The sequence below is a fragment of the Okeania sp. SIO3I5 genome (assembly GCF_010672085.1).
Taxonomy (GTDB): domain Bacteria; phylum Cyanobacteriota; class Cyanobacteriia; order Cyanobacteriales; family Microcoleaceae; genus Trichodesmium.
In genome coordinates this window covers 1-21,828 of the sequence record NZ_JAAHHT010000070.1, presented here as the reverse complement: position 1 = coordinate 21,828, position 21,828 = coordinate 1, and the positions used below count along the sequence as shown (strand labels likewise).

16 protein-coding genes, 1 tRNA gene and 1 pseudogene are annotated in these 21,828 nt (G+C 38.1%); 12 read left to right on the top strand and 6 right to left on the bottom strand.

The features are described 5' to 3' along the window. Positions 1-452: 452 nt before the first annotated feature. From F6K40_RS17330 to F6K40_RS17295, 7 genes are all read left to right on the top strand, one after another. Complete coding sequence (locus F6K40_RS17330; RefSeq protein ID WP_293137973.1) at positions 453-1,253, top strand: Uma2 family endonuclease; 801 nt, start codon at positions 453-455, stop codon at positions 1,251-1,253. Positions 1,254-2,152: 899 nt separating this feature from the next. Next, a complete protein-coding gene (locus F6K40_RS17325) occupies positions 2,153-3,574 on the top strand; it encodes an alkaline phosphatase D family protein (RefSeq protein WP_293137971.1) in 1,422 nt (473 codons plus the stop codon). 997 nt (positions 3,575-4,571) lie between these two features. After that, positions 4,572-6,734: a polyphosphate kinase 1 gene (ppk1, locus tag F6K40_RS17320; protein WP_293137969.1), complete on the top strand. Its 2,163-nt coding sequence runs from the start codon at positions 4,572-4,574 to the stop codon at positions 6,732-6,734. A gap of 5 nt (positions 6,735-6,739) precedes the next feature. Then, a complete protein-coding gene (locus F6K40_RS17315) occupies positions 6,740-7,054 on the top strand; it encodes a hypothetical protein (RefSeq protein WP_293137967.1) in 315 nt (104 codons plus the stop codon). A gap of 680 nt (positions 7,055-7,734) precedes the next feature. After that, the gene (locus F6K40_RS40915; protein ID WP_365671802.1) at positions 7,735-9,201 is read left to right on the top strand and encodes a hybrid sensor histidine kinase/response regulator; all 1,467 of its coding nucleotides are present in this window, start codon (positions 7,735-7,737) and stop codon (positions 9,199-9,201) included. Between the two features lie 78 nt (positions 9,202-9,279). Beyond that, on the top strand, positions 9,280-10,920 hold the full coding sequence (locus F6K40_RS17300; RefSeq protein WP_293137965.1) for a response regulator: 1,641 nt from the start codon (positions 9,280-9,282) through the stop codon (positions 10,918-10,920). Between the two features lie 1,204 nt (positions 10,921-12,124). Continuing rightward, positions 12,125-13,195, top strand: coding sequence for a DUF3474 domain-containing protein (locus F6K40_RS17295; RefSeq protein ID WP_293137999.1), 1,071 nt, complete (start codon positions 12,125-12,127; stop codon positions 13,193-13,195). Positions 13,196-13,389: 194 nt separating this feature from the next. On the opposite strand, the gene trpA is transcribed toward F6K40_RS17295, so the two are convergent. The 3 genes from trpA to ndhL form a co-directional block, all read right to left on the bottom strand. Continuing rightward, positions 13,390-14,193: a tryptophan synthase subunit alpha gene (gene trpA, locus F6K40_RS17290; protein WP_293137963.1), complete on the bottom strand. Its 804-nt coding sequence runs from the start codon at positions 14,191-14,193 to the stop codon at positions 13,390-13,392. Positions 14,194-14,395: 202 nt separating this feature from the next. Then, a complete protein-coding gene (locus F6K40_RS17285) occupies positions 14,396-14,746 on the bottom strand; it encodes a DUF3007 family protein (protein ID WP_293137961.1) in 351 nt (116 codons plus the stop codon). Then, the gene (ndhL, locus tag F6K40_RS17280; RefSeq protein WP_293137959.1) at positions 14,746-14,982 is read right to left on the bottom strand and encodes an NAD(P)H-quinone oxidoreductase subunit L; all 237 of its coding nucleotides are present in this window, start codon (positions 14,980-14,982) and stop codon (positions 14,746-14,748) included. Before ndhL ends, F6K40_RS17285 begins: the two co-directional genes overlap by 1 nt. Positions 14,983-15,655: 673 nt before the next feature. On the opposite strand from ndhL, the gene F6K40_RS17275 reads away from it, so the two are divergent. After that, a tRNA-Leu gene (locus F6K40_RS17275) sits at positions 15,656-15,739 on the top strand. Positions 15,740-16,141: 402 nt separating this feature from the next. Here the strand turns inward: F6K40_RS17275 and F6K40_RS17270 are convergent. The 3 genes from F6K40_RS17270 to F6K40_RS41605 are packed head-to-tail and all read right to left on the bottom strand — an operon-like array spanning position 16,142 to position 17,907. After that, entirely contained in the window at positions 16,142-17,413 is a 1,272-nt protein-coding gene (locus F6K40_RS17270; protein ID WP_365671797.1) for a reverse transcriptase domain-containing protein, read from the bottom strand. A gap of 33 nt (positions 17,414-17,446) precedes the next feature. After that, positions 17,447-17,635, bottom strand: a complete 189-nt coding sequence (locus F6K40_RS41610) for a hypothetical protein (protein WP_365671812.1) — start codon at positions 17,633-17,635, stop codon at positions 17,447-17,449. Between the two features lie 56 nt (positions 17,636-17,691). After that, positions 17,692-17,907, bottom strand: coding sequence for a hypothetical protein (locus tag F6K40_RS41605; RefSeq protein WP_365671794.1), 216 nt, complete (start codon positions 17,905-17,907; stop codon positions 17,692-17,694). A gap of 1,200 nt (positions 17,908-19,107) precedes the next feature. On the opposite strand from F6K40_RS41605, the pseudogene F6K40_RS17265 reads away from it, so the two are divergent. From F6K40_RS17265 to F6K40_RS17250, 4 genes and pseudogenes are all read left to right on the top strand, one after another. Continuing rightward, positions 19,108-20,237, top strand: a pseudogene (locus tag F6K40_RS17265) (IS701 family transposase). A gap of 292 nt (positions 20,238-20,529) precedes the next feature. Then, positions 20,530-20,730 carry a hypothetical protein gene (locus F6K40_RS17260; RefSeq protein ID WP_293137957.1) on the top strand — a complete coding sequence of 67 codons (201 nt, stop codon included), beginning with the start codon at positions 20,530-20,532 and terminating at the stop codon, positions 20,728-20,730. Between the two features lie 12 nt (positions 20,731-20,742). Beyond that, positions 20,743-21,090 (top strand): hypothetical protein, encoded by a 348-nt coding sequence (locus F6K40_RS17255; protein WP_293137955.1) that lies wholly within the window; start codon positions 20,743-20,745, stop codon positions 21,088-21,090. Then, a complete protein-coding gene (locus tag F6K40_RS17250; RefSeq protein ID WP_293137953.1) occupies positions 21,087-21,578 on the top strand; it encodes a hypothetical protein in 492 nt (163 codons plus the stop codon). Before F6K40_RS17255 ends, F6K40_RS17250 begins: the two co-directional genes overlap by 4 nt. Positions 21,579-21,828 lie beyond the last annotated feature (250 nt).

Genomic DNA, 21,828 nt, shown 5'->3' with positions numbered 1-21,828 from the left:
TTATATCAAATCCGGTTGGCAACGGAAGTGTTATCAGAAACCGGGTTTGTCCGAGGTAGATATTATATCAACAGGACTTACGCAGAACCACCACATCTAATGAGGGCGAATGCCATTCGCCCCTACAGGTGGCGTCTAATTTCGTATTTTGCGTAAATCTCGATCATGTTCGGTTGAATAGTTATGATTAAGATATAGATGAAAGAGATATCTCAAACCCTTGAGATTGCTTCCTTCCACGGAGTGTAAGTCGCAATGACTTTATAGTTAGTGTTTATCCGAACATAATCAGGACTTACGCAGAACCAGCACATCTAGTGAGGGCGAATGCCATTCGCCCCTACAGGTGGCGTCTAATTTCGTATTTTGCGTAAATCCTGATTAACTATCCATTATCCATTATTGATCTGTGCTATTATAAATAATGAAAACACAATTGGAGGCGGCTAACAATGACAATAGAAACATCTCCCAAAACCGAGTCACTAACCGAAGTCACTCCCGACTGGGAATCACCCATGCCACCTACAGACTTAATCTTTGATGATGGAGAACCCTTGGAAACGAACCGTCACCGTATTGCCATGAATGTTCTGATTGATTCCTTGTCTGAATATTGGTCAGACCGCAACGACTTTTTTGCAGGTGGCAATATGTTTGTTTATTACAGTAGCAAGCGAGTCAAAAATCAGGATTTCAGAGGTCCTGATTTCTTTGTAGTCTTGAATGTAGAACGCCATACAGGCCGCAAAGGATGGGTGGTTTGGGAGGAAGGAGGTCGTTATCCAGATGTGATAATTGAAATCACCTCTCCGTCTACTGCTAGTGTAGACATTGGCACTAAAAAGGATATTTACGAACAAGTATTCCAAACCACAAATTATTTTGTTTTTGATCCATTTGACCCGAATTCATTACAGGGATGGCATCTGAAAAATAATAAATATCAGGAGTTACAGCAGAATGATCAGGGATGGTTGTGGTGCGAGAAATTAGAGTTATGGCTAGGTACTTGGGAAGGAACTATTCGGGACGAGTCGGCAACATGGTTACGATTTTATGACGCGCAAGGAAACTTAGTATTAGACTTTGGTGAACAACAACAGCAACGTGCTGAACAACAACAGCAACGTGCTGAACAACAACAGCAACGCGCTGAACAACAACAGCAACGCGCTGAACAACAACAGCAACGTGCTGAACGTCTGGCTGCTAAATTAAAAGAGTTAGGGATCGATCCTGATTCTGTCTAATATAAAATCCTTTGTAGGGTTACATTACAGCAGTTTTCCTGCACAGTAAACTACAGTAGGGACTAACCATGGTTAGTCCCTACTTGATTCTGGTTGTGACGTGAAGTCATCAATATGAAAAGCGCTGTCAACTGCTAATAATAAAAATATTCATTTTCAGCAAAGAGTAAATCTTTCTAAGTTCTCTTCCCTCCTGACTCCTGACTCCTAGATTAACTATCTAATTCAGGACTTACGCAGAACCACCATGCATAGTAGGGGGCGAATGGCATTCGCCCCCTACATAAGGTGTATGATTTCGTATTTTGCGTAAGTCCTGTAATTATACCGATGCTACCGGATTTGATATAATTAAGTAATTTACTTGATTCTTATGCTGCTGGAATTGAACAACCCAGACAATATCCTGAATAGACATCTCCAAAAATGAAAAATCAAATCAATTCTTATCCATAAATTATCAATTACTCTTCCCTGTTCCCTGTTCCCTGTTCCCTGTTCCCTCTTTTCTGGAGATGTCTAATTATGATATCAAATCCGTTTAATTGAACATAAAAAAAATTTCCTATCTTCATAACTACGCTCATCTTTACAATTCTTTCTCCTCCTGCGACCTACGGACGTTGCATAACAAAAATGCGTTTTCGTATAGGGAATGCTGCGCTTTCCATGTCGCGTAGCGTTAACGGAGTTGTGCTTTAGCTAAACGTCCCTACCTCCTGTCTCCTTCTGAGTTAAGCAATCTATAACTGTTTAACCGGATTTGATATGACTCCTCCAAAACTCCCCTCCTGACTCCTGACTCCTGACTCCTGACTCCTTTTTCATTAGAGCATTGACTTAATCAAAGAATAACGATACTATACAATACGTTAACAAGCATACTATTTAGATAGGTAATGAAAGTAAAATCTTTAACCGTTGGTCCGATTCTGGGCGCAGTCACTGGCGACAATGCTCGCATATTTGGTCGTGGCGAATATAAACTCTCTAAGAACAAAAGTATCCTCGCCTGTGTAGGGGTCGCCCGCATTCGTACCCTAGACTCCTCGGACTACGAACCCCCCATCTTCTTCAAAATGTCTCCCGCTTTTGATACCTCCGGGGTAGCAGTATTCGACGAACTCTCCCCAGAAACAGAGTATGAATATCAAATTGGCTATTTTTTCCAAAAAAAAGGGGAAGTAGACCAAGCAAACATGAACCTTGATTGGTCGAAAGCACATACCCAAAAGTTTCAGACTGCTTCCATAGATCCGAAAAAGAGTCGCTCATTTGTTTTTGGTTCTTGTCGTTATCTGCTCCGATTATTTGGTTCTTGGTTTGACGATCGCGGCGACAAAACCTTTGAATCTGTTCTCAAACAAATAAACTCTGGCACAACTACTAATTCGGTGCTTATGGTAGGAGACCAAATTTATGCCGACGACCTCAATGTTATCGGTGCAGATCGCAAAATTGAGGAGTTTTTTGACCGCTATCAAGATGCCTTTACCCAACCCCATATTCGCGAACTGATGGCAAGAATTCCTACCTACATGACTCTTGATGACCACGAAATTGAGGATAATTGGCCGTCCAAAGCGTCGCCGAAGGATTGGGTGACTCTATTCCCGACAGCAATTCATGCTTACATCACCTATCAGATGAGTCACAGTCCGTTATTTGAGATTGTAGATGACAAAGCTGATGTTATTGGTTCGCCCTCAAAACTCTGGTACAAATTTACAGATGGATGCTGTGACTTTTTTGTATCCGACACCCGCACAGAGCGTCACGAAGCAGAATCCTCCGAACCAGCAGATCGAGAGCGAGAAATAATTAGTGAAAATCAGTTTGAAGCTTTGAAAAAATGGCTAACAGATGGTTCGGAGCGGGTAAAGTTCGTTGTTTCTGGAGTACCATTTTTCCCTGACTTCAAAAAGACTGAGTTAGATAAGTGGAGTGGTTTTTTGCACCAACGCACCGAACTTTTGGAATTTATCCGCACTCATCAAATTAAACGGGTAGTTTTTCTATCTGGTGACGTACATTGTTCTATGTCAGCGGAGTTACTTTGCGAAGAAGACCCAGATTTTAAAATTATTTCTCTGATCTCATCGGCTTTTTTCTGGCCGTACCCTCATAAAAGTGGTACTTTCCAGTTATCAGGAAAGCTGAAAACTACCTCATTAGCATCTCATATCTATACTCTAGCAAATGCCGGACCTATTCATTTTGATGACAATTTTTCGCGGGTGACTTGCGATTTGAATTCTTTGAAATTTGAGGTTTTTCAAAGATTAGGTAAGTTATTGGGAGAAAAGCAACATAGTTTTTAATTTGTTTTGTTTTTACTATTAGAAAATAGGGAGTAGAACGAAGTTATAAGTCAGAAGTTAGAAGTGATTTTTGGAGCGGGGTTCAAATCCCCGTTACAAAAATATTTTGCCTTAAAAGGCGGGGTTTTAGATCCAATTTTTTTGGTAATAATAGACAGGATGATCTGAATATTTGCAAAAATACTTTTTTTCTATTCCCTATTCCCTATTCCCTAAAAGTGATAAATTTTTGGCTTTCTTCAAAATTGATATGCACCTGATATATTTAACTATATATTAGCAAAAAAAAGGTCTAAATCCTCCCCTTTTAAGAGGATAAAAAAAGAGAATATTCCTTATGTTATATCAAATCCGGTAGCATCGGTGTTATTCAGCATTAAAGATAAGAATCTATATTGTAGGGGTAAATGATCATTCTTCCTTAACCATTCTATGACGACGACAGAATTATATTACTCCGAAGCCAACGGATTTGATATCAAGCTTCTGACTTTCCTAGGTCATGCTGCGCAAACAGCCAGAGGTACTGATAACTGATAACTGAAATGACTATTATAGCAGTCGAAGCAAAGATTAGGACATAGACTGATGATGAATCTTATACTAGGAAACACTTTTCCAACTGTTCCCTGTTCCCTGTTCCCTATTCCCTGCTATACTTAAACATTTACAGCAGTTTTCAGGTCAATGAACCACATAAAAAAAATGATAACCTTATGAGGGCGAATGCCATTCGCTTTGTGGTTTACTCAAATGAAAAGCGCTGTATTTACCACAACATAACTTATCTAGACAAATATCTAATTAGGTGAATAACTGAGCATTTCATGTTGATAACTAAATCAGAGCGATCGCTATCAACTTTAACTTTCCTAGGAATAGATAAAAGCTTCTAATTACAGTGAAACTCATAGAAAAAGTAGACTTTACAAGGGATGAAAACTAGCTTACAATCAATATCAACTTAAACCAATATCAATAGATACCCCAATTAACTATGTCCAAAAATAAAAAGAATGCAGCAGAAACTCCTGTGAAAAAAAGTTTCAGTGACCCAGAATACTATTTTAACAGAGAATTTAGTTGGGTAGAGTTTAACCGTAGAGTTTTATCTGAAGGTTTAGACCCCCGTACTCCCTTATTAGAACGTTTAAAATTTTTAGCAATTTTTAGCTCTAACTTAGATGAATATTTTATGGTTAGAGTAGCAGTTTTGAAAAAACAAATAGAAGCTGATGTGCATAAATTAACTCCTGATGGTCGTACTCCCCAAGAACAACTAGATGGAGTTAATCAAAAACTATTACCAATGGTTTCTTTACAACACAAATTTTTTGAGGAAACTTTACGACCAGAATTAAGCAAAAATGGCATTTATATCCTAAATTATATAGACTTAAATCAAGAACAAAAAATATATCTAAAAAACTATTTTGAAGAACACATATTTCCTGTACTTACACCTCTAGCTATTGATGCTAGTCATCCTTTTCCTTATTTATCTAATCTCAGTTTTAACTTAGCAGTAATGCTCAAAAATCCCGAAACTCAAGAAGATTTATTAGCCAGAATTAAAGTGCCGAAAATATTACCTCGATTTTTGCCATTACCAGAAAAATTACAAGTAGAAGAAAAAACTCAAACTGTAAATTGGATGGGAGTTCCTCTCGAACAAATCATTGCTCACAATTTAGGTTCTCTGTTTCCTGGTATGGATATTCAGGAATATCACCTATTTCGGATTACTCGTGATGCTGACGTAGCAGTACAGGAAGATGAAGGTGATGACTTGCTGTTAGCGATCGAGAAAGAATTACGAAAACGGCGTATCGGTGGTACCGTAGTCAGAATGGAAATTAATCCAAGAATGCCAAGTAAGTTAAAAAAGATATTAATGGAAAAGTTGGAGTTGTCGGAAAAAGATGTCTACACAGTAGAGGGATTACTCGATCTCAAAGATTTAATGTCATTTCTAGGGTTGCCATTGCCAACACTCAAAGACCCAAGTTGGACATCTACTATGCCACCACGGTTGCGACATTATGGTGATGAGATCGGTACTGCCAATCTGAATGAGAAGAATGGAATAGACTTTTTTGCAGTCATTCGCCAGAAAGATTTATTGGTACATCATCCATATCACTCCTTTGCCAATACGGTACAAGGTTTCATTACCCAGGCAGCACACGATCCTAATGTGTTGGCAATTAAGATGACTCTTTACCGGACTTCAGGAGATTCACCCATTGTTAATGCTTTGATTGCTGGAGCTGAAAATGGCAAACAAGTAGCAGCATTGGTGGAATTGAAAGCAAGATTTGATGAAGAAAATAATATTCAATGGGCGCGGAAATTAGAACAATCTGGCGTTCATGTGGTTTATGGTTTAGCAGGTCTGAAAACTCATACTAAAATTGTGATGGTGGTGCGTCAGGAAGAAGGTCATATCCGTCGTTATGTTCATATTGGCACTGGTAATTATAATTCTAAGACGGCTAAACTTTATACCGATTTGGGTTTGTTGAGTTGTCGCCCAGAATTGGGAGCAGATTTAGCAGATTTGTTTAATTTCTTGACAGGATATTCCCGGCAGCAGTCTTACCGGAAGTTGTTCGTGGCGCCTGTGAATATGCGCGATCGCTTTATCAAACTGATTCGTCGGGAAATTGAGAATTGCCAAGATGGAGATACAGGTCGTATTGTTGCCAAAATGAACTCTTTAGTAGACCCTGAAATCATTGCTAATTTGTATAAAGCATCCCAAGCAGGGGTGAAAATTGATTTGATTATCCGTGGTATTTGCTGTCTGCGTCCGGGTTTAGAAGATATCAGTGAAAATATTAAGGTGGTGAGTATTGTCGGACGTTATTTAGAACACTCTCGCATTTTCTACTTCCATAATAAAGGTAAGGAAGAGGTGTATATTGGTTCTGCTGACTGGATGCCTCGTAATCTCGATCGCCGAGTTGAAGCTATTACACCTGTGGAAGATCCCGATCTCACGAAAGAGTTGCAAGAGATTATGGGGATTCTATTATCTGACAACCGCCAAGCTTGGGATTTGCTACCAGATGGTCAGTATATTCAGCGTCGTCCTACTGATAATTCTCCTGAACTTGGTTCCCATAAAATTTTGATGGAAACTGTAGCGCATAGTTAGAAAGCGTGGGGAGTGTGGGAGGTGTGGGAGGTGTGGGAGGTGTGGGGAGTGTGGGAAGTGTGGGAGGTGTGGGAGGTGTGGGAGGTGTCGGAAGTGTAGGAGGTGTGGGGAGAAACTCCCAAAAAGTTGATTCAATAGTTCCCCCAATCTCCACACTTTTCTCCTCATGGGCTGAAAAATCGGCAAATTTTTGTGAGTTTTTCTATTCCCCTATCCCCTTACCTCTCGTTCTCCCTCAATCATTAACTTACAATACTTTGAAACAGCTATACCCACCGAAGCAAAGTTCCCAAACTCATCTCCCCAATGCGTTTGACTAGAATGAAACAGCCATGCATCTCCCCACTCCCCATCTCTCTAAGAGTTACTTCGGTTGTAATATCATCAGGACTTACGCGGAGACTCTACATATAGGGAGGGCGAATGCCATTCGCCCCTACAGATGGTGTGTAATTTCGTTTTTTGCGTAAGTCCTGATCATGTCTCATTAAATAACTGTAACAGGACTTACGCAAAACCACTATACCTAGCGAACGGGTTCGCCCCTACAGATGGTGTATAATTCGATATTTTGCGTAAGTCCTGTGTAATAAACAATCTTTCCGCAACCTGGTAGGGACGCCCTTATGGAATGTCCTTACACTGGGGTTTATTCATACCAATTTTATAAATGTTTGCTACAAATACTGGAACTGTTTATAGTAGTCGTAGGGGTGAGCAAGCGAATCACCCGTACAGTAGAAAGAGCTGTTATTATCATTTTTGAAGAAAGAAAGAATTCGATTCTGCCAAATCTACATCTGATTGTAACCATTTTGTTAACCAAACTATTCGTAACATTCTTTTTTCAAATTGTTATAATTTCTGTTTGCACTTGCCTGTTTCTTGTTCCTTTGTTAAAATACCTTCTAATTAATTTCTTTATCAAAAGTCCTGATTATCATAATCTTTTGAGAACTGAAGGTTTTTTCACAAAACTCGGAGAAGTTGAGGTGATTTTATGAATGATTCAATACCAGAAAAACTAAATATTGAACCAGATCCGTCTTATGTTATGGATTTTAGTGAAAATATTATCCCTACGGGGAATTATGATAACGATACTGTCCTAATTGTTGAAGATGATGAACTTAATGCTACTATGTTTTCAAGAATTCTGAAACAACGCGGTGGGTATCCTACTTTGCATACAGAAGATGTGGAGGAGATACTAAACTTAGCGGAGTCAGGTAAAATTAGCATTATCTTGATGGATACTTCTCTAGCTCGTAGTGTTTACCAGGGCAAAGCTGTTGATGGAATTGAAATTACTCAAATATTGAAATCTAATCCTAAAACTGCATTAATACCTGTAGTCTTAGTTACTGCTCATGCAACGTTAGGCGATCAAGAAGATTTTTTGAACGAAAGTGGTGCTGATGCTTATTTCCCAAAACCAATAGTGCGTCATAAAGAGTTTGTGGATCATGTAACACAATTGATTGATTCAGCTAAAAAAACAAATAGTTCTGAGATACTTATAAATAATTTTGCAAATCGTCTAGATTATTATATTAAAACAAATGATCAAGTTAGAGGTGAGCTTAAACAAGCTCAGGATAGAATTGAAGAGTTAGAGAAAAAGTTGCAGGAATATCAAAAATCATATTTACAAAAAGAGGTTGAAACTTCTGTAAAATCTAAGCAAAGATTTAATCTCTGGAGAAGTATAAAAAATCAGCTCCAATCTAGTAAATCGGATGAACTCAATTTCGCAAATCAACAACTTTCATTAGTGGATACTTCTGAGGAAAAAGATATAAGCGACCAAACTTACGAAATGTATCAAATAATTTGTGCTGATGTAGCTCATAGTCTGAAAGGAGAATTTTTAAATATTGGAGGAGCTAACCAAGAAATTCGCTATTTATCTAATAACTCACCAGAAATTTTAGAGGAGTGTGAAGTAATTCAAAGAAGTATTGAACATAGTCAAATATGTCTACAAAAGTTGATATATTCTCTTAATATAGGTCAGCCACAAATGGAAGCTATTAAGATTGAGGAGCTAATAGCTGAAGTTGAGTATTTGTATAGACATAGATTACCTTCAAATATAGAAATGGAAGTCAAAATACAGGAAAATCTCAAAGGTCGAACTATTCTAGGGAATTCAGATCAAATCAAGAGTATTTTGTTTGAACTGATTAGAAACTCTACAAAGGCATTACATAAACCGGGTAGTAAAATCCAAATATTTGCAAGTTATGAAAATGATGGATTGATTACTTTATCTATTAAAGATAATGGCTCTGGTATTAGGGATGATTTCAAAAATAAACTACTGAAAGAAGTTGTAGAAAGTCAAAGTAGTTCGGGAATAGGATTACATATAATTAATCAAATCATACATCAAATGGGAGGTGACTTAAGATTAGAATCTTGTGAAAAAGGGACGACTATTACTCTTTTATTTAATGAGAGTTAAATTTCTAAAGTTATAGACAAATGTGTAAGTGAAAATCTAACCTCTTTACAAGCTTTTATTTTATGGGAGTTATAAATTATGGTATTGAGAATATTAATTGTAGATGATAATAAAGATAATCTCAGAAGCTATGTTAAATCTTTAAAACGTAGAATCAGATCGGAATCTTTAAATTTTAGTACACCACAGGATTTAAACTATAAATCTACTATAGAAGTAGAGGAATGTGATTCAGTTATTGCAGCACTGAAAAAATTAAAAAGTCAACCATTTGAAGTGCTGATTGTTGATTTAAAAATTCCCGGTTCATCTGGGCAAGAAATGGGAGGATTAGAATTAATAGATGAGTCCCTAGACCTAGATCCACTCCGCCGTATTATTGTAATAACTGCTTATGCAAATGTAGAATTAGCAAAGAAAACTCTGACTAAAGGTGTGTTTGATTTTATAGAAAAATCTGCCACAGCAGTTGAAGCTTTAGTGTCAGCAGTTCAAAGAGCTATAGATACTCGTAACGAGAAAATCAGACGAGTGGGAAACCCTTTTACACCAATGACAGGTTTGGAACCCACTGTTTTTGGTGGCAGAATAGAAGCACTCCAATTTTTTGAAGATAAGCTCAATAGAGCAATTTATAGTCAATATCGGGAACATTTCCTGATTCTCGGTGATTGGGGAATAGGTAAATCAACATTACTCAGAGAATATAAAAAAATCTGTCAAAGTCGTGGATATATTTCATGTATTGTTCCTATCGAACCCATTCAAGCAGATTCAAATCTACTGGATGTTGCCCGTATTATAGTAGAAGGCATTTTGCACGATCTACCTTACCCTGTTGAGCGGTTTAAGAAAGTTCTTGAGTTCTTTAATTCTCTTGAAATTAATATACTCGGATCTGGATTAAAGATTGAGCGCAACAAAAATAACCAGCAGATAATATCACCTAAAGCTTTTTTACGAGATACTCTTAGCAAACTATGGGAAGACATTGAAGATAAAACCGATGTATTTGTGATCCTGCTTGACGATCTAGAAAACTTGGCAGCAGTTTCAGAGATTTTGATGACATTCAAATCAGCACTATCCACAGAGTCAATCATGGAAACTAAAATTCTAGTTGGTTTGGCATCAACTTCCACAAATTGGTTAGAAGTAACATCTGTAGAGAAACATCATCCCCTCTCTAGATACTTTTTGTCTAGAGTAGAACTGACTTCGTTAACCGAAAAAGAGGTTAAAGAAACCATCCGAGAGTCTCTTGCAGGAACAGGAGTTTCATTTAGTCAAGAAGTCATGCAAAATATATTAAAATATTCTGGCGGACATCCATTCGAGATGCAGCTACTGTGTTATCACCTTTTTAGTAATCATCTTTCAAGAATTGTAGACATTGACATTTGGGAAAAAGCTTTACAAGCAACCGTCAGGGATGTGGGAAATGCTATTTTTGAAAAGTGGTGTTCTGACCTCAGTGTTGATGAAGCAAAAGTTATCAGGATACTCGCAAAAAACGAGAATTCTGTATCACTAGAAAAGCTAGCCGCTACTTTTGAGACAGAAAATCTGATGATTCTTCCAAACTATTCGGTTGAAGAAATATTGAAAAGTCTTTTGCAACGAAAGCTGATCGATAGAGATATTTATGGTAATTATGTAGTCAAGGATCGGATGTTTCGTAGCTACCTCATTACTCATCTAAACTACCCATTGGTTTAGCAGTTATCACTTAGCTTCCTAGATCGGATTAGATCAGATTCTAAATTTTCCGCTCCGTTAGTATCGGTACAATTCATGCCTTGTAGGGGTTTGGTTTCCAAACCTAAACCCTACTTGGTGTTTTTGCCAATACTGATGATAGAATCTTACAGCGCTTTTCAGATTAATGAACCACATCGTCACAACTAAGACTCAGTAGGGAAGTTCCATGGAACTTCCCTGCTAGGGCATCTAGACTAAAATTGTGGGTAAAAACCTAACCCCCCAACCCCCTTCCCTAGCAGGGAAGGGGGAGTATTTCTACCGTCTCCTTGCAGGAGAGGGGTTGGGGGAAAGGTCTTCCGGGTACTCGCTCGTTACCCACATTTTTAACCTAGACACGCTACTACTGTGGTCTACCGAAATGAAAACTGCTGTATTATCCAAACTAGAGGAATTTGATCAGGACTTACGCAAAATATGGAATTATACACCATATGTAGGGGCGAATGGCATTCGCCCTTGCTAGATATAGCGGTTCTGCGTAAGTCCTGTTGATATGATAGCTGTTTGCAGAGCATTCCGGCACGGAAATGCTTAAAGCTATAGATAAATTTTGGGAACATGACAGAGTTACTTCCCTGTGTAATTTGGGAAATTGAGAAATTGTCAGTAGCAGAACAAGAAGCGATCGCCTCTCGTATTTTATAGTGCTACGCATTAAGGTTAGGACATTTATAAATCCTCAAATCCTTTGACAGTTCACTATTCCCTATTCCCTATTCCCTATTCCCTATTCACGCTTCGCGTAGCGCTATAGTAGAAACACCATCCATAGATAATCAAGGTGTTTTTCTGAAGGGCCAGCTTTTCTCCAGAGCTTGGGTTATCGCTATTGGGACAAAAGCCAAAATCCAACTTTTAACGAAGTCAGTAGGGGCGAATGGCCATTCGCGCCTAGTTCTTTTTGTAACGGCGATTAGAGCAATGCTCCAAAAACATTTCGCCGATCAAGGCGGGGTGGCGCGACCCAATTTTTTTGATAAACTCTTCTTGGCCTAATTCAAGAAAATTCTTCTGCTTAACTACTCCCTAATTATGCTAAGTTATATACTGTTTCATCTCCCACTAACTACTTGCTAGTCTGGTAGAAGTAGTGTTCCGAATTGGTGTAATACTAATCAAAGATGAAATATCGGTAAAAATAGATAAAATTGAAAATTTAGTGGAATTAAACACAGTTCTCAATCAAGCAACTGACACAAACTTAACTCCATCAAAAATAGAGTTACCATTTACTCTCCAACAGGTGAGGGCAGCTATTCCTCCCCAATGCTTTCAACCTTCCCTCTGGAGGTCTCTCAGCTACTTCTTTCTAGACATTGGCATTATTGCAGGTTTATATGCTATTGCCTACAATCTAGATTCATGGTTCTTTTTCCCCATTTTCTGGTTAATGCAAGGAACTATGTTTTGGGCATTATTTGTAGTGGGACATGATTGCGGTCACGGTTCCTTCTCCAAATATAAATGGGTGAATAATTTAATAGGGCATTTGTCTCATACTCCCATTCTTGTACCATACCACGGTTGGCGCATCAGCCACAGAACTCACCACGCCAATACCGGAAATATTGACACTGATGAAAGTTGGTATCCAGTTACCGAGAGTAAGTACAATATCATGCCTTGGTATGAAAAACTATTTCGCTTTTATCTACCATTATTAGCTTATCCTCTCTATTTATTTAGGCGATCGCCTAATCGTGAAGGTTCTCACTTTCTCCCCAACAGTCCATTATTCCGTCCTAATGAAAAATGGGACGTTTTAACCAGTTCAGCACTCTGGATGTTAATGGTAGGTTTTCTTGGTTGGCTGACTTATCAATTTGGTTGGGTTTTTCTAGTAAAATATTACCTGGTTCCTTATGTGATATTTGTAATCTGGCTAGATTTAGTCACTTTCCTGCACCACACAGAAGCAGACATTCCTTGGTATCGTGGAGATGACTGGTATTTTCTCAAAGGAGCATTATCTAGCATAGATCGCGACTACGGTTTTATCAATTCCATTCATCACGACATTGGTACTCATGTTGCGCATCATATCTTTTTAAATATGCCTCACTATCACTTGAAAACAGCTACAGAGGCAATCAAACCTATCTTGGGTAAATATTATCGCAAGTCAACCGAACCAATCTGGAAGAGTTTTATCAACTCTTATCTGACTTGTCACTTTGTCTCAGATACAGGTTCCCAAGTATATTATCAATCAGCTTGGAAAAAACACTAATTCTATACCGTTTCACTGAATTCTGAATTCTAAATTCAGAATGCGAGATTTGATCGGCTAAAAACTTTGACACTCACAACAGTTTCAGGTAATTATTTGAAATTTAAAGTTTGAAACTATTTGTGACGTCCTCAAAGTGAATTGGTATAGAAATTGGTTTTCTGTAGGGGTTTGGAGACCAAACCCCTTCAAATTCAACTAATAACCGCCTTCAAACTCCGACAAAACTCCCCGATCGCTTCCAACCCTTCATCGGGTGTTCCCTCAGCTAACCGCTTCACTACCGCACTACCAACAATAACCGCATCACTTCCCCACTTTTTGACTTGCAAAGCGTGTTCCGGTTGAGAAATACCAAAACCCACACCAATAGGTTTATCAGTCACCCCCCGCATTTGTGCCAACAAATCTTGTACCCGCGTCTGTACTTGAGTACGCATTCCCGTCACCCCAGTCACACTCACCAGATAAATAAACCCTTCAGACTGACGAGCGATCGCCTCTATTCTCTCTTTTGGACTAGTAGGAGCTACTAATAAAGTCAACTCGATCCCAATATCTCTTGCTGGTTTCAATACAACATCCGCCTCCTCCAACGGCAAGTCTGGCACAACCAAACCCCTAGCACCCACATCATAAATTTTTTTCAGAAAACTCTCCACCCCTCGATATAAAATCGGATTGTAATAAGTAAATAGAATTATTGGCGATCGCAACTTCGGACTAACCGTCTGCACTACCTCCAACACCGACTCTAAAGTAGTTCCTCGGTTCAAAGAACGAGTCGCAGCAGCCTGAATTACCGGGCCATCAGCCAAAGGATCGGAATAAGGCACCCCCAACTCAATCAGATCGGCCCCATTTTTATCCAATATTTCCAAAGCCTTCGCCGTAGTTTCCAAATCTGGGTCACCTGCCGTAATGAAGGGAATCAAAGCACACTGGGGACCATTTTCTGAATTGCGTAGAGATTCAAAACAATGAGAAACTGAAATCATTTTTAATTTTTTTAATAAATTGGATAGATAACCAAGTCATATCAAATCCGCTAGCTTCGGAGTATTATAAGAAACCGGGTTTGTGGGAAGTAGATGTTATACAGTGGGGTATTTAAAACCAACCCGGTTTCTGGCAGTATTTAGATATAGCAATCGAAGCAAAGCTTAGGACATTTCTAAATTTTCTTGCGTCAGCCATAGATTATTCTTGACTTTTGCCTTTTGACTTCTGCCTTGCGCGTAGCGCTGTATCTGCCTTTTCTCGTTCAACCTCAGCCTGTAATTGAGCCAACTCTTCTGGACTCATTTCTTCCAGACGCTTTTGCAGCACTGCCTCTTCATAATCTTTCAACTGTTGATTATAGGTCATATCACTATTAGTAACCCTGAATAAATAGGTCAGTAGCCAAACAAATAAGCCACCGACCAAAATTGCTTGTGTCCAAATACCAGCGTTGGTACTATTTATTCCTACTATTTGTAAAACAAAGTAGAGGAGACCACCAGCAGCAAAAATACCGAGACTTATTCCAATAGCATCAATTCGTCGCATTAACCTTCAATCTGTCGCCGTTTAGGGCGAAAATTTAAAAATGGGGATAAAACCAACATACCAGGGAAGAACAAGAACATCAAGAAGTACATGAAAACCCGTTCAATAGAACTAGCAACATACCAACGGGTCTTGAGATAGGCATAAACTATAGCTGGCATTACTAGAAAATAGGCTCCGGCCAGAGATGCATAAATAATTAAGATTAATAGATTCGTGTCTAGGTCCAAGTTCATAAACAAGATTGAGAAATTACAGTAGTTAATCGTATTCTGTTTAACATACTATTATCTGAACGACTGTTTTTCCAGCTAACCTGCAGATTATTCCATATTTTGTCCTGCCAAGAAATTTTTAGAGATTTCCCCTCAGCCTATTTCAGAGAAAGTAGTCTCTAAGAGAGTTTTTCCAACAAACATCCAGAGTATTTCATGTTGCCTAGCAACAGCGTTTATCAATTTCCTAACCTAAATATTTAGTGCTAGGCAAAAATTTTACCCACAAAACAATCCTCTTAAAATATTGACTAAAATACAGCTACTTCACTTCTCAAAAACTGAGGACTTTTGCTATTAGCCATAAATATAAATTCATCCCATCAGCTTAAGCCTTAATATTTATATTTTGTTGACCAGCAATCTCTTGGAGCAAATCGAAAAGAGATGGACAGATTTGAGAATTAGAGTAAATTATAGAATTATCAACATATACTACATAACCAGATTCCATATTAAACATTTGGCCCAAATTACTAAATTCTGGTGCTTCACAAAAAAATTAATTTCCTTGGCCAAAATCCTTAATAATTTTTTTATTTCAATTTCTCTAAAAAATACTTGCCAAAACTTAGAACATTGTGATTAAATAAAATAATGAGTTTTTAATACTTATCGAATCATCTCAATATATGGGGGTGTGGCGGAATGGTAGACGCTACGGACTTAAAATCCGTTGACCTTAACAGTCGTGTGGGTTCAAGTCCCACCACCCCCACTATTTGTAAAGGTTTAGGGTTGATTGGCCTGATCCTGTTTTTCTCGGAGCTGTCTATTTTTAATCTTGTCATGTTTTTTGTCATGTTTTTGCCATGTAGGGAAAGAAATATTATGGCCATGATTCGTGGCAACGAGAATTATGGGTTTCAAGGGTCTGCAAAGGCTTAAACCTTTCTCTATGATGGATTTGACGGATATGACGGGTGACTGTTAAACTAAGCCAGTTTGTTACCAAACCGACTCGTCTTCAGAACCGGACGTGAGACTTTCACCTCATCACGGCTCCTCTCTTAAACGTCCCAAATCACATGGGTACATCCTTGCCTTAATTAATAATTAATAATTAATAATTAATAATTAAAAACAAATTAATTGTTCATTATTAATTGTTCATTATTCATTATTGAAAGGCAGTTTTACGGTCGTGGCAATGTCGGTGCAACAGTTGTTTATTCTGATAAGTGTTGTCACCACCTTTAGACCTTGGTTTTATATGGTCTACTTCCATAAGGTCAGATGGACTAAAGGTTAGCCCACAAAATGCGCATTTATTCTTTTGCCGTTTTAACAGCGTTGTGACTTCCTTCCTTACGCCTGGATATTTTCCGATTCTATTGCTCCAATAAGTCCAATCGCCGTCTAATGGGGATTTATTACCTTTCACTTTGATATGCCGTATAATAGGAACATCTGCGTGTAAGTTTAGTATATATTCGCCGTCGTTAAGTAACCAATTCCTGGTATCTTTAACATCGGGGAAATACTTTTTCTTTACCCAGGCTGCTGACTTGTTTGGATGCCTTCTACTCACCCATCGACCTAGTCTTTTCCATAGAAGCATATCCATTTTGCTGAATATCTTTTTACTGACTACGGTGGAAAAGTAATTAGCCCATCCTCTGATTACCGGGTTTAATTTAGCTATTAGAGCCTTTGTCGAGACGGTTTTATTAGAGTCGAATATATCCGCCAATTTTCGATAATGAGTTTTAATACTCTTGGAGGATGGTTTAATCAGTGTTTTAAATCCTTGTTTGGTTGACTTAACCCTCCATTGCCTGATTGTGAATCCTAAGAAGTCAAATCCGGGTTGATTTCCTTCATATTCCTCCAAGGTGTGGGCAATTTTGGTTTTTTCTGGTTTTAGTTCTAATCCTATCTGGCTTAACCATTCCTTTATTACGGTTTTAGCTTGTAACACTACTTTGATATCTTCGTGTAGGATAACGAAGTCGTCAGCATAGCGTATTAGGGAAAGACTTTGACACTTCGTTTGCCAACTTCTCTGCTGGCCTTTTGTATTTTTAAGGTCTATGGTTCCGGCAAACTCTTTTAGTCTTTCTTCCATACCGTGTAGGGCGATGTTTGCTAGTAGAGGTGATATCACCCCGGACTGTGGCGTACCTTCCACAGTGTTTGAGAATTGTTTATTGTCGAGAACCCCGGACTTTAGCCATTGTTTGACTAATCGTCGATAGGGGGATTGACCTATTTTTCTCAACAGTGCATCATGGTTAATTCGGTCAAAACATTTGGATATGTCAGCATCTAATACATATTTGGGCTTTTGATTAATGCTTCCAAAGATGGCACTAATGGCATCATGTGTTGACCGTCCTGGCCTAAAACCATAGCTATTAGGTTCAAATCTTGCCTCCCACTCTGGCTCCATACCCAACTTCACCAGAGCTTGCAATGCACGGTCCTACATTGTAGGGATTCCAAGAGGTCTCTTTTCATCCCTTCCTGGTTTTGGTATCCAGACTCTACGGGTCGGGCTTGCTTTGAGATATCGCGTGTTTAATAAATCAACCAGGTTGAGTCTGTGCATAGGGGGAAGGTTTTTAATTCCGTCCACACCAGCAGTTTTCTTGCCTTGGTTATCTTGGGTCACGCGCCTAACAGCTAGCAACAAGGCGTAATAACTTTTGGTCAGAAGTATGAGAGTATTTACGCATCTTGCGGATTTTGCCACGGCTGGATGCTTTGTAAATTAAATGCCGGCAACTTAAATACATTCTTCTCAACCCTCTTCCAATTAATATCCTTCCATTTGAGATTAGGATTGATACTAACTTGATTCGGTATATCGTCTGTATCCCATGCCACGCTTAAAAAGGGCTTTGGATTACCCAATCTTCTTTTTAGTGTTTTAGCCTTATTCATCGCTATTGATTACCTTACATTACGTCTAACAGTGGGTACGTCAGCTTGATAGCTTTTTACCCAATCCTACTCTCTCTAAGACCTACAACTTTTGTGTAGATTGACCTTGAATGGCTTCCTAAGTTATCGACCTATATGCTTAGGTGCCTTAGAGAGGTTTCCTCGTTCCCTTATACCTTTATTACGGCTGATTTAGTGGGGTAAAATCTCCCGGAGGGTTCAGTATGGTTGTTGATAACCTCATATAGAAAAAGCTATCCATTGACCCCCTGACCTTCGTCCTACACTCCATAGCTACCTTTGAAGTGGCTATTAATTACGAGAGTTTTATTACCTTCCTGTTCGTCCACTTGTCAGCCTTTGCTAGAAGTCTCACTTATTTGGTAGTTAAAGCTTTGACCCCATTTAGACCAGCTTCGGAGATTGATGTTCAGTCTCTACTCCGTGGCCTATGCTGTCAACCCAACAACAAGGCGAGTGGAATTTCACCACTAAGGACATAAGAGTTATTCACAAGTCGAGGTTGTCCTCATGTATTGACTTGGAACGGCCATTTATACCTAGTTTCCTAGTTTAGTGACCAACGAGTCGCACCTACATCTTTAATATATATTTTTCTTAAATATTTTTTTCTCCTCTTTGATTTATTTCTATTTTTATAAATTTAAAAACCCTACATACCTATAAAATCCATCATGGGCAATGGTTATAGCCGTCACGCACCCGTAAAACCTATCATTCTCCTTGTTCCTGAGAAACAGAAAAACAATTTCCTAATGCCAATAGCGGACCTGCTTAAATAGGCCCACTATTAATGAAGTCAAAAAAAAAATCCCAAAAATATTTGCCAGTGTTCTAAGGGGAGAAGGCCACCTAGAACACTGGCGGTAGTTAAATGCTGATGATGAAAATAAGAAAGCGATCGCTCAAAACCAGAAAGCGATCGCTCTTACTCTAAATATTTATTTGCCTAATTCCACTACTGGCAAGTTTTTACCGTCGCGACACAGCCAATAGTAAGCGATATAGCTGCCGCTAGGCTCCGCCAACGCCTCAACAACAAAATTATTATAAGCTTTTACAAAGATACTTTCGTATAATTAATTTGAGTTCTATAAATATATGGTTAATTGTAAATAATTTTTGCGAAAATACCCTGATTATTGTAGAATAATATTATTGTTAATTTGAGCTAACAATATGAATTTTAACTATATTGATTATTGTCAGTATCTACTCAACTCTCATACAAATTATACTATCACTTGCTCAATTCAAACCACCTAGAAAATGTTAGCCATGACAAGATAAATCGTTATTTAAAAATCGAAAACTTTGATGACCAGGATTTATGGAAAAATGTTAAAAAAGAAATAGTCACTAATACAGAGGGTTATTTAATTTTTGATGATACAGTTCTTAACAAGAAGCATAGTAATAAAATTGACTTGGTTCGGCGACAGAGAGCGTGGTAATGAGCATCAAGTAGTTTGCTTACGGAAGGCTGCGCCAACGTGGCATAGGAATAGTAAATTGTATATATTTTAACCCAAAAATCGAACAATTTTGGCTTATAGATTATCGAATCTATGATCCAGATACTGATAAAAAAACCATGCGGAGATCATGTAGAAGAAATGATTTTATCTGTGGTAAATAAGAAAAAGTTACCATTTAAGACTGTGTTAATGGATAGGCATGTATGCAACACAAAGGTTAATGGGATTGATAGATAATAGGTCAAAAATTTATTACTGTCCCTTAAAAATAAATCGCGCACGTAGATGATACTGGTCGCAAGTGAAAAGTATAAAAATCTAGGAGAGTTAAGTTGGGATGAGTCAGAAAAAATATCAGGTAAAATAATTAAAATTAAAGGAATTCCTGCGAGATAAAAAAGCGAGTGCGTAATTCTGAGGTCTCCTCAGAATTTAAGACGCACTCAAGACAGTCAAGCTCCACAAGGGCAACTATTTCTACCAATAGGACAGTTGGGTATTGCAACTAATGATTGATGTCAAGATTCAGTAGATGCAGTAGAGTTTGAATCTCAAACCAGGTGGAAAATTGAAGAATTTCACGCCAGAATCAAACAATTAAAGGCACACGAATTCTGTCAATGTCGTCTCAGAAAAATTCAGAAAAATCATATAGCCTGTGCTATATTAGTCTGGAATTTTTTGATGCATGCTTTGCAGTAAAAATAGGAAAAACTATAAACCCAAGTTAAGCATGAATTACTCTCAGATTATCTGATACAAGAGCTGGAAAAGCCCACAATAAAATTCAGAGCTCCGCATGATTTTCTAGGTATTTTTTTTTACTGTTGAATGAATGGCAAAAATCTTGAGGCGATAGCTTAAAAAAATTGTAGCGTTGGCGGAGCCTAGCGGCAGCTATATCGCTTTCTTTGACATACGCTATATATAGTGTATTTGCGTAAGTCCTGTAAATTTAAGAATTTAGCTAGTCAGCAGGAGTTTGACGACAAAATTATTTTACGTCCAAGTTTGTTGACTAAGTATTATTTTTTCAGAGTAAGACTGGATATTGGGGAATATCGCAGTGCTGTTTTTAATTATGATCGAGTTAATCAAGTCTTTAATATTCTAGGGTTTTGATATGAAGTTATCTTTTATTGGAGATTGTCACGCCAGGCATGAAAAGTTGATAGAAACTTCTACTATAATGAGTTGGGGTTGCAATGGGTGGCCGATTTGGGATGTAGAATTAAAGAGGAAGTTTGAGCAAGTAATATTGGGGGATTTTGAGAGGATTTATTTCAGTTGTTGTCATCCTTTTATGGGATGCGAAAAGGTTTAGGAAATAGCTGCTTTGTCTGAGTATAATTTCCTGGAATTTTCTCAAAAAGAAAGGGGTTTTTTTAATAAAGCAAAGTATCAAAATTTATCTGATGATGAGATTAGTATGCTTGTGGATAAATATCTTGAGTATCTTGATTTTTTTGTCGGTTTAGATGAGAGGATTAAGCTTGTGCCTATAACAATTCTCTGGCATGAGAAGATTAAGTGTAGTAGGTTGAGAATGCCTCCGATTTACGAAAAAGTTAAGCAATTCTCTATGCTTGATGTTGAGTTGTTCCTGAAGTCTAAATTCGATTTTGTTGATCGGTTTGGTGTGCTGCATCCAGAGGCGGTTAAAAGAATTATTGCTATATTATGAAGTTTAATTATATTGATATTGATGCGAGAGGAATTCTCGCATCTTCACAAAAGCCGAAAATATTATTAGAGGAAATAGAATTTACTCCTGACAAGGATGATAGTTATTTTGGTCGTTGTTCTTCGACTAATAATTATCAATTGCCTGAAGATGAAGAGTTATTCAGTAATTCTGGTTGGTCTATTGATGAAAAAGGGCTGTTTTTACCTGCAAATCATGCTGATGATCATAGATTAATTTTTCATCAATATCAAACATTTGCTCCATCTACTTATAAAGTCTCCTGTACTTATAAAGTCTCCTGGTTGTTTTATTGCGGTTCGCAAGAAACTAATGGCAGCTTTGATTTTGTCCTCAATTTGTGGGACAACTCGGCTTTGTTGCATGAAAGTAGCGATATAGCTGCCGCACTTGCTCTGTCTTTTCCTGACGGAATGCTCCGCTTTCGATGTCGGCGACAGCTGAAACGCGACAACTTCCCTGAGTAGAGTGAACTAGATTTCAACTTTGTAGCTCTTGGGTTTACCTATTTGAATCATACGGTTAAGCATGGCACATTGTATAAACAATTCCACGTGCAACAAAGCTCTTCATAATTCATAATTCATAATGGCTTTGTTGCATGAAAGTGGCGATCGCAAATTACTCCCACAAGAGGGGAGGCTAAATGTCTACTTGATAACTTTCGGGTTTACCATTCTGTATCATGCGGTTAAGCATAGCGCATTGAATGAATAA